Annotated in this window: 7 protein-coding genes and 1 pseudogene; 4 read left to right on the top strand and 4 right to left on the bottom strand. The window is 36.8% G+C overall.

The window, feature by feature from the left end; genetic code table 11:
- Positions 1-714: pseudogene (locus ACX3PU_RS05925) on the bottom strand (hypothetical protein); the annotation flags it as partial.
- A 345-nt stretch (positions 715-1,059) separates the two neighbouring features.
- Here ACX3PU_RS05925 and ACX3PU_RS05920 point away from each other — a divergent pair.
- The 3 genes from ACX3PU_RS05920 to ACX3PU_RS05910 all read left to right on the top strand — a co-directional run bounded on the left by ACX3PU_RS05920 (position 1,060) and on the right by ACX3PU_RS05910 (position 2,243).
- On the top strand, positions 1,060-1,293 hold the full coding sequence (locus tag ACX3PU_RS05920) for a hypothetical protein (protein WP_459084010.1): 234 nt from the start codon (positions 1,060-1,062) through the stop codon (positions 1,291-1,293).
- 16 nt (positions 1,294-1,309) lie between these two features.
- Complete coding sequence (locus ACX3PU_RS05915; protein WP_459084009.1) at positions 1,310-1,522, top strand: hypothetical protein; 213 nt, start codon at positions 1,310-1,312, stop codon at positions 1,520-1,522.
- Between the two features lie 394 nt (positions 1,523-1,916).
- Positions 1,917-2,243 (top strand): hypothetical protein, encoded by a 327-nt coding sequence (locus ACX3PU_RS05910; protein WP_459084008.1) that lies wholly within the window; start codon positions 1,917-1,919, stop codon positions 2,241-2,243.
- Positions 2,244-2,318: 75 nt separating this feature from the next.
- On the opposite strand, the gene ACX3PU_RS05905 is transcribed toward ACX3PU_RS05910, so the two are convergent.
- Genes ACX3PU_RS05905 through ACX3PU_RS05895 form a run of 3 tightly spaced genes read right to left on the bottom strand, consistent with a single transcriptional unit; the run spans position 2,319 to position 8,163 of the window.
- On the bottom strand, positions 2,319-3,650 hold the full coding sequence (locus ACX3PU_RS05905) for a RagB/SusD family nutrient uptake outer membrane protein (RefSeq protein ID WP_459084007.1): 1,332 nt from the start codon (positions 3,648-3,650) through the stop codon (positions 2,319-2,321).
- A 9-nt stretch (positions 3,651-3,659) separates the two neighbouring features.
- Entirely contained in the window at positions 3,660-6,863 is a 3,204-nt protein-coding gene (locus ACX3PU_RS05900; protein WP_459084006.1) for a SusC/RagA family TonB-linked outer membrane protein, read from the bottom strand.
- Between the two features lie 10 nt (positions 6,864-6,873).
- Entirely contained in the window at positions 6,874-8,163 is a 1,290-nt protein-coding gene (locus tag ACX3PU_RS05895) for a TlpA family protein disulfide reductase (RefSeq protein ID WP_459084005.1), read from the bottom strand.
- A 1,069-nt stretch (positions 8,164-9,232) separates the two neighbouring features.
- Here ACX3PU_RS05895 and ACX3PU_RS05890 point away from each other — a divergent pair.
- The gene (locus ACX3PU_RS05890) at positions 9,233-9,577 is read left to right on the top strand and encodes a hypothetical protein (RefSeq protein WP_459084004.1); all 345 of its coding nucleotides are present in this window, start codon (positions 9,233-9,235) and stop codon (positions 9,575-9,577) included.
- The last annotated feature ends 51 nt before the right edge of the window (positions 9,578-9,628 follow it).

Raw genomic sequence — 9,628 nt, 5'->3', positions numbered from 1 at the left:
ATAGGAGTTTTTGAAATCCTTAGAAAGAAGCAGATCCATTCCACGGGCTAACATGAACTTCCCTCTTTCTTCAGAATAGTCCTCTAATAAACTTAGTTGCTTAAATCCTTCCGAAATAAGATCACGAGCTTCTGAATATTCTTGTAAATGACGTTTAACAAGGCTTTGTTGATAGAGAGAATTCAAATAGCCTTTGGTCATATTGTGACGCTCGTTTGAATGCAGTTCACCGTTCTCTAAATTCCTTTTGAAATAAGCCACGCCCTGCGCAAAATGAGAATCCGCTTCCCCGTAAAAACCAAGGTATTTCTTAACCAAGCCAATGTGAAACTGAATTTTGTAATTTAAGTAGGAATTTTTTAATTTTTGAGCGGCAGTATTGGCCTTTTTATATTCATCAAGGGCCTTTCTGTAATCCCGGAAATTATAATAGTAAACGATACCCTTGCCTAAATAAGCTTTTGCCACTAAACTTTGGTCTTTCGAAAGCTTCGCTGCGATTAAACTACTATCCGCATAGTGCAATTTTACGTCGCGATCTTTCATAAAGTACACTGCGTCCTCATAAACGTAAGTTAAATGCTGATAATCTTTCTGGAATTTTGCAACCTTTATGCTCTGATTTAAAGACACTAGTGCCCTAACGTCATTTTCAGAAAAATGACCGTACAGCTTCTCATAATAGTCATAGTTTTTGGTAAAACCTTGCGACATTGCACAGTTTGAGACCAAAATCAGGACTAAAAAAGGGAACGGATTACGCATACTCGCACGATATTCATAAAATTAAAACTTTTTTTCAATTATTTTCGTTCTTTTAGTATGTTTTGCATAATACAGGCAAATTACCACACCTGAATACATAGCAGTTACATTTTTATGATTTTAAAAGAATTTTCGTTTCAAAAAAGAGGGAACGGATTATGTAGGCGAGGGAACGGATCACGATCCGTTCCCTACCCAAAAATTTTCATATGCTTGAATTACATACATTTATCCCAAGAATTCTATCAATAAAAAATCAACCGGCCGGGCTAATCTTAAAAAAATTAACCCATTATGAAAAATCAAACCTTTCAATTTGCAGCCTTCAGTGGCTTAACATTTATTTTACTATCAAGTATTTTACTATCGTGTCAAGATCGCGATTCGATGCCCGCTTCTTTAAAAGCGGAAAATCCTACAGGCACTATTTTAAAACCTCAGGATTTATTTCTTGAGGATGGCGATAAGGACACGACCAAACTACCTCCTAAGAAAGACAGACAACATTGGTTAGAAACTGAGGGTTAAATAAAATCCCAAATCTATGAGTACTCATAAACAGGGGATTCCTTACAGGGATTTCTTCTTTGAAAAAGATCCCATTGTAATGATAGCTTATTCTGGACAGAAGTGTCCATGCGACGGAACATGGGAAACGATGGGTACACCTAAGACTCGAATTGTCCTAGCCAAAGACCAACCCACTCCCTCCTATTTGAGAAAGAACGTCTATTGGAAACTCCGAACGAAAGGATAAGAATGAAGGGCTACTCGAGCCATCTTGGCTGAGTGCTGTATCGATTTTTATTGAGCATAACTTACCCTAAAGTTTAGAGTCACCAGTCCTGTTTTTGAAAACAAGAATAAGGGTCTTGAAACGTAAACTTGGGAGTTATGATGAGTCTACAACGGATAGCAATATGCGGAATCTATGATTACAAACATAGACCAACAAAAAAAATATTGAGAAGGTGCGCAACTTCTTAATTGCATGCTGCAGCATGATTGACACCTGTCAACTGTGAATTCCAGTTGGCTACAATGTACAAGGGAGAACCTATTGTTCTCCCAAATACATAGCAACCGATTGACTAGGAATAGTCAAGTACCAATTTTATCAATATTTATTTTAATTATTAAATTTTTTTACAATGAAAATCATTTCATTTTTAAGAACCAACGCAATGTTGGTAGTCGCCCTGCTAACAGCAGGAATTACAATGTCATTTCAGATGGCAGAAAAAAGTCAGAATGCTGAAGATGTTGTTTATCACTACATTGGCACAGATATGACTGATGATTTCAGTGACTTGAGCAATTGGAGTACAGTGAACAATCAAGTAAATTGTTCAACTACTGAATTGGCTCTACCATGCAAAATTACACTTCCTGAAACCACTCCTTTAAGCAGTGTACTTTATGGGAAAAATAACGCAGCGGTAAAAGCTATCTCTGAAGGCTTCAAGCCAGAATCTTAAGATATAAAACTCTTAAGAATCAGAAGCTGTCTCAAATCTTGAGACAGCTTCGTTTCTTTTTTCATTTATGAATAGTTACCTTTTATTCTGTTGTATCCCGGTCATTTCAATTACGATTTCAGGGATTGCAACAGCGTATCGAAGATCATTCGGTGGCAAAACATAGGTTTCTCCATCCACTATTTTAGTAAGTTGAATATTTGCACCATCTCGATTGTATCTTTTTATATCGGACCAACGGAGCCCTCTTAAAAGCAACTCTTTCCGCCTTTCTATTCGTATAATTTCCAATGCACTTTCTGCGTTAGTTGCAACTAATGGCGAAAAAGTTCCACTTTTCCATCTCTTTCTTAGCAACTCATTTAAGAATTCCATCGCTTTTGTCGGATTATTCATTTGCGCATGACTTTCTGCAATATTGAGGTAAATTTCGTCGTTTGCTAAAGCTCCACATCTTATTGAGGTACCTGAATAATTACCTCGAAATAATATATATCCACCCGCGTCTGTGCTAAAAAAAAGATCCTTACGTAAATCATTTTCCTCATATGAATTGTAAAGCTCAATATTAACCTTTGCCTGTCTTCGACCTAAAAAAACTGAGCTTGCCATTGAATTTGCTGCAATAATTTCTTCATTTAGTGCAGGAATAGGATACGCTATTTTAGAATCAAGTGCATTGTAATCTAGTAGTACATTATTTATCTCCAATGATTTCGTTGCATACAATAGCGCGTTTGGATAGTCGCCCATATAAAGATAGGCACGCGATAAGTATCCAAAAGCGGAAGCTTTGGAAGGTCTTATGGTGGATATCTGCACTTTAGGTAATAAAGTTTCAGCCATCAACAAGTCGTCAATTACCTGTTTGTAGGTTTCCTTCAAAGTAGATTGTACTGTTTTTTGATTCATATCTGGATCTAGACGTAGAGGGACTCCCTGTTGATTGTCAGCATTATTTTTATCATAAGCTAAACAATAGGATTGAGCCAGATCTAAGTATGCGGCAGCCCGTAATAAAAGTGCTTGACCTTTTACGTTATCACTGTTTGCAATATTATACGTTTTCAGGTTATGTAAAACCAAATTATACGTATATATTCTTAAATAAGATAACTGCCAATCGTTTGAAGTATCGGAAACTCGATCGGGTTGCCAAGTATACAATCTTTTTTCTGCGTCGGAACGCATTCTATTGTAATCCGCATCGGTCACATATACATCTGTAGATGAAATTTCGCCTGCAATGTTTACCCATCTTGTGTTAAAGTCACGGTCCAGAAGAGCTTGATTATCTGCGAGAGTCTCTGGCGTCGCCAATCTAGAATTCGATTTTTCATTTAATAATCTGTCACAACTACTTAGAATTAGTGCTGGTACAAGAAGGATTTTGATAATATTTTTCATAATTTGATATTAAAATTTAACATTAAGTCCAATCGAATAAGTTGTAACTGGCTTCAGTGCATTCGCAGTAAAGCTATAATCTGGATCAAGTTCCAAATCATTTGCGCGCCATATAATTCCAAGGTTACTGACCGCTGCATATACCCTCATAGATTCAAATGGAATTGCACGCCATTCATTTTTTGCAAATTCATAGGCGAAATTCAGGTATTGCAATCTTACATGATCACCTTTTTCTACTAATGCGCTTGAACCATTATAAAATTGATCTCTCGCTACATTTGTAACATATTGAAATGAAGGAACATTTGTCACAAGTTCATCGCCAGGATTCTGCCATCTAGCCGCATAATCACTATGTCCTACTCTATATCGTATAAGGTTTGTATAATTAATTGAATTACGTCGAAACCAATATCCTAGCTTATATGTAATTCCTACATCCAAACTAAAATTTCGGTATCCAAAAGAGTTCAAGAATGAACCGTACTTTGTGGGTAAAGCAGAACCAAAATACTCCAAATCGTCAAGCCCCTTTTCACTACCAGTTATAGCCGCATATTCTTTGGAGATTTCGCCATTGAGATAACCTTGTGGATCTCCAGTAATGGGATCTAACCCCGCCCATTTATAGGCGAAAACAGAATAAACAGGTTTACCAACTATTCCTCCAATGGGTACATTGTTGCCAGAAACGTGCACATAAGAACTAGCAAAGGGATTCGTTCTGTGATAGTTTGATACTTCATCTTGGTATATACTAAAGTTTAATGTCGAATTCCATTTGAAGAAATTGGTTTTCAAATTAACCGTATGTAATTCAATATCTAAACCCTGTCCTTTCATTCCAGCAATATTCATCAGCATTGAGCTAATTCCTGTTGTATAATCTAACGGAGCCGGACCAAATAAATTACTTCCCTTTTTCACGAAATAGTCGAAAGACCCACTGATCCTGTTATTTTTTGTCGAAAAATCAAGTGCAAAGTTGATCATTCGTGATGTCTCCCATTTTAATCCAGGATTATAATATTGGTCTACACGCGCCGTTCCCGTTTGTGTGTATGGTGAAAGTGCAGTATCATAAATAATTGTTGTAACGGCAACCATTGCAGGGTTAATATTGCCACTGTATCCATAGGATCCACGGACTTTAAGATTTGGAATAAAGGCTAAACGATAAAATGGTTCTTCTGAAATTTTCCATGCAGCACCAGCAGACCAAAAAGGATTCCATTGGTTGTTTGTTGTTAATCCAAAAAGATTACTTGCGTCACGACGAACACTACCCGAGAGAATGTATTTCTTATCGAACGTATACGCAGCATTTGCATAAAATGACATGTAATTTGTATTCATCTCTTGCATGGATCTACTATCAACTATGTAGTCAGGATTTCCATTTACAAATCGAGGGTATGGATTTAAGTAATCAACATGCATGGAGGTCTTTTTGATTGTATTATATCCATATTCACGAAAACTATTGCTATCAATATTTGTTGTCCTCGCTTCTGCACCAGCAATAGCATCTATGTTGTGTCGTTCTGAATTTAAATGGTAATTCAATTGCCCTCTAAAATTGTTTACTGTGGATTGAGTATTGGATCGGTACAATATCGAGCCTTTTGGAACTCTCCATTTCAAAATGCCTTGTGGATCATAATAGGCAAAATCATTAAGGTAGTTCCTTGTATAATAACTTTCCTCATCGTTTAAAGTCTCAGATAAACGATGGGTTAATTGATAGTTGTATCGAAGCTCAGCATCTAAACCCTTAAGAATTTCATATTTGATTGAGGAATTAATAGTAAAATAGGTACTAGCGCCTGTTGATGTTGAATGCATCCAATCAGTTAATGGGTAATAATTCCAATCTAAAAGACCACTCCCTACGAGGCTGTTTTTATACCTTTGGTCATAGCGAGACACTACAATCAATGGGTTTCCTGAGTCATCGGCAAATTGCAGGTAAGGAACTTGCTCGTTTCCTTCAATATTAACTCCACCATATCCGATTTTGCCTGATTTGTCCTTTGTATTTGCATAGGACATACTTGTTGAAATCGTAAGCTTCTTTATTGGTTTCCAAACATTTTGTAAACTGAAATTCAACCTTTGAAATTCCTCGGATAAATTCCCGGTATTCGAATCATATCCCAAAGCGGACATCCACGACATTTTGTTCGTTCCACTTGAAAGATTTAGTGCGTACTGATTGTTGACCGCTGTACTATACATATATCTCTTGAACTGATCTCTAACATCGATCTTTCTTAATTTGTCAATTTCAACCTGAGCCTCTTGAATAGACATCAAACCCTTACTTGCTTGATTTAATAAATCAACAACTGGACTTAAAACAGGATGATTAGGCGAATTAATTGCGCTTGTATAATTGCCTCGATTAAAAAGCTCTGTTTCCACATCGATTAAATCCGTACTAGTTATTCCTTTTAAATAATTTAAGTCCGGTGAACTAGCAAACGTAGTATTCGCTGTGAATTCTAACCTAAGCGGCTGATTCAACTTTCCTTTTTTAGTTGTGATTACGATCACCCCGTTGGCAGCTCTTGCTCCCCAAATACTAGATGCGGCTGCATCCTTCAACACCGTCACAGATTGCACAATGTCTGGATTAAGGCTATTTAGATTCCCTTCAAAAGGAAAGTCATCTAGAATTATAAGTGGATCTTTTGGTCCGCTGATTGAGCTAATACCTCTAACCATTAACTGTGGCAAACCTGTACTTCCTTGATCTACAGTTAAGCCATTTGCGACAGAAGGAAGCCTATCCATAATGTTTGTGGTTACTTGTTTTTTGAAAAGGTCAGAATCTACAGTTGAAAATGAACCCGTTGCACGTTCTCGTGCAATATTTTGATAACCAGTCATGATAGTTACCTCTTCAACATTAGTTGATTTAAGGTTCATTTTCACTACTAGAGTTCCTTGGAGTTTAGAACTAACCAAAACTTCAGTAGATTCATACCCTTGCCCATCGAACTTCACCTTAAAGTCAAAATCCTTCATTTCTAGGGTGAATTCACCTTTGCTGTCACTTAAGAAATGCGTTTTTCCTTTATTCTCGCTTATACGAATATTCGAAATAGGATCTCCAGATTGAGCATCTACAACTCGTCCAATTGCAATTGTTTGTGCGTAGGTGAGATTAGCGAATACAATGAATGAGATAATTAAGTAGTTTTTCATAATTTATAGTTTAATTAATTGGTCTAAAATCTGTTAAGTCTCTTATTACAAGCATTAAAAGTTCTCGTTCCGCAATGTCGAGTTCAAACCCCTCTTTCATAAGTTCCTTTTTGACATCATCGAAATTTTTCAACTTAGAAATGCTACGTGGTATTAGGGTTCTACTGCCTGATTCGATGAGAATGGGAAGTGTCGTTAAGGACGTATCATTTAGTGATTGTACTACACCTTCGGCAATTCCTTTTACTTTCGTTTCGGCAATTGGAAGAGTCACTTTGGAAGTCGGATTTTTCTTATTTCGTTGGCTCAAAATGATACATTTTTTCTTCTGTACTTCTAACGTTGCCGTAAATCCTGAATACTGATTCAGATAACTAAGCATATCTTCATGAAGAAACTTAGATCGAGATACTGGACCAATAAATTCAAAATTGTAATACTTTCCATTTCTTTCCGCCTCACTATCTGTGTCAAAAATCTCCAATTTCTCAGAATTCTGGCTTAGAACTACTAGCCTTTTATTATTGAAGTTATCTCCTCTATCTTCGAAAATTTGGTAGGCAAGCCCCTTATAGATATTAATAAGCGGTAGATTTGTAAACTGACGTCCATACGTTGTTGATGCGCTTCGGTGAAAACCAGTACCTGATCCAATCGCACGGACGAGTCCCTTTGTCAAAATCTGGTAACTAGAAAGAGAAGTCTCATCTTCTGAATCAAATTGCTCCGCTAACATAAATGGACGTTTACGACTCAATTGTAAAACAGTTTTTAAAGTTGATTTTTGATTTTCTAGAATTTCCTTAATTGCCTTCTCCGTTACCTGATCGGCCCCAGTTGAATTCAGGATTTTTCCATCCTTAATCCAGACCACGAATGGAATTTCGAAATGTGGAAAGGCTTCACTTAGAATTTTGTCATCTGAAACGGACACTATGTTCTTAAATCTCTGCCCATTTTTAGACAGAAAGAACTTTTCTAATAGCGCTCGACTCTCATTTGAAACAGCTAAAACTTTCAACTTGCCCTCAAATTGTTTTTCAAGTGCCTCCATCTTGGGAAAATTCTTAAGGCAGGCACTGCACCAGGTCGCCCAAAAATCAAGCAGAATCAATTGATCTTTATTTTCACTTAAGGTTGTTGTTTTTTGCGGACTGTTTAGAATTTGAAGTGGAGTACTCCACAAGTCCTCTGGTATCGCCTCTCCCACTTTGAGAGCCTTCTGCTGCGCTGGAATCTGCAGACTAAGGAGAACTAAAAATACTAGGGCGATGATGTCCCTGCAAAACTTTTTTTCCATAGTTTTGTTCTTGGTTTTTTGGTTAAACAATTATTAAGACCACGCTCTTTCCCGTATTGCTTCTACTCAAGGGAAAGGGCATTTTTATTTTTAAACGTAAGTTTTTCGCAATTGACCTAAGTCTTTTTTGGGAGTTAGATTTCCCCTCTCGTCTGCATAAAGCTTCTCCATTGCGAAGGAAAATCCTTCCCAAAAAAATATAATGAAGATATGAATGTAAAGATGGGTTGAAAGATGGTATCGAAAGCCATCTGATGCTCGTTATCAGGGGTTTTAAACACCTGACTAAATAGTTTGAAAGAAAAAAACCAACACTACCCGCAAATCAATCTTCAATCGATTTGGGTAAGTGGAAAAAACATCTTACTTTTAACGTGCGAGTTAGTTTAGCAGATAGTAAGTTCCGTCAACCTCAAATTGAAGGGCTGGGTTGCTTTTTGAATGGGAAATGTAGGATCCGTTACCTAAATAGGCAATTTCGTCTCTACCCCACTTTCAAAAGTGGGCAATGTTGGCAATGTGCGTGTTTAAATAGTACGCCTCCTACCTTTTGTTCGGATTAGGAGTGTTTAAGGCAATTGGAATTTTCAGATTTTGGGCAGCCATCACGATACTGTATACTTTTAGCAGGAAGCATTGGCGACCTTTCAAAAATCTGGATAAATTGGACTTTTAAAGTCTAATGTTTTAAGGAGGTAAATGATTTAATGTCGTTCTCATGGTAATGTTGTGGGTTTATGGGACGATGGTTTCGGATGCGAGGAAGATCCCTGGAAAAAGCAAGGAGCGGTCTCACACTTTCAATCCGTGGGTGTCCTACGACCCTACAATAAATTAATATTGTATGCAAGTGAAAGCTTACGTGAGAACCGCTCGCATGCCGGATACAAAAGTATGAAACTTTTTGACATGGAGCGATTTCACGATACTCTCGTCTGCTAAATAGGACTTTACGGAACGAGAAATCATCGTTTAATTAACCTGAATTAGGTTCATTATTAATTCGCTGAAACAAATATAATGAAATTATCTAAATATCCAACAGGTTGGATTAATTATTTTGAAGAAAATGGAAGAAATTTTTGACTTTGAAATCAACCAAATTGATTTTGAACTAATTGAACATGTTAAAATGATAAGAATATCTCAGGGTTTTACCAAAGAGGAGCTGAGTTTAAAAATGGGGCTTGCGAAAACATTTGTTGGAAATGTAGAATCATACAAACAACGGCATAAATACTCTACTAGACACATTGCCTTACTTGCCAAAGCTTTTAAGTTTAAGAACATTTCAAAATTGATGAACTTTCCTACCCCTGAATATGATAGGGTGAAAGTGACGGTGAAGCAGACAATGTATGAAAACAATATGAAGGTGAGGAGTAGTGAGGTGATTAAGATTAAAGAAATATAATTGAAAACTTAGTAAAGAAAGGTTGGTGAAAAATATAAACTTTTGATGCTT

The sequence above is a fragment of the Chryseobacterium sp. A301 genome (assembly GCF_054489425.1).
The sequence above is the reverse complement of the archived record's forward strand: the minus strand, read 5'-3'. Positions and strand labels throughout refer to the sequence as shown.